At 48.5% G+C, this 627-nt stretch carries 1 protein-coding gene; it reads right to left on the bottom strand.

Going from position 1 to position 627, the window contains the following annotated elements; genetic code table 11:
* On the bottom strand, positions 1-627 hold a 627-nt coding region (locus VJL_RS26645), incomplete at both ends, for an immunoglobulin-like domain-containing protein (protein ID WP_038882368.1).

Raw genomic sequence — 627 nt, 5'->3', positions numbered from 1 at the left:
CAGCGACTTGATCCAAGCTCACAGTAAAGCCTGCGGTTTGACCTTCGTTGACGCTATCTTGGTCGGCGACAATGCTGACTTTCGGTGCCGTCTGTGCATCTGTTACAGAGACCGATGCCTCTTTAGAAACCGTATTCAACGAAGAGTCAGCACCACTCGTTTCAGTTAGTGTCACTGTCAGATCTTCAGCACCTTCATAGATACCGTCATCCAGCGTCTCAATATCAAGGTCGACTGAAGTTTGGCCCGCAGGAATAGTCACGGTGTAAGTGTTTGGCACGGTGTAATCATCACTATCAACATCACCACCAATCGTGAATGTCACCACGACATCCTCATCCGCTTTCTGGTCGATACTTACAGTAAAGTTCGCATCACCACCTTCAGCGGTAGAGCCTGTGTCAGCAACAATACTGACTTTCGGTGCATGCTGAGCGTCATTAATTGTCACGCTCGCACTGTTGTTCGTAGAAGCCGTTGCGTCCGCACCTTCCACGTCTTTAATGGTGACAGTAAATGACTCTGCACCTTCGTAAGTGCCATCAGTAAGCGTAACTATGTCGAGGTCAACTGAAGCCTGACCTGCTGGTACTTCAATACTTGTTACGCCAGTAAAGTCAGTACCAT

The sequence above is a fragment of the Vibrio jasicida CAIM 1864 = LMG 25398 genome (assembly GCF_000400365.1).
GTDB lineage: Bacteria > Pseudomonadota > Gammaproteobacteria > Enterobacterales > Vibrionaceae > Vibrio > Vibrio jasicida.
Note: the sequence above shows the minus strand (reverse complement) of the source record. Positions and strands in the feature narration are given on the sequence as shown.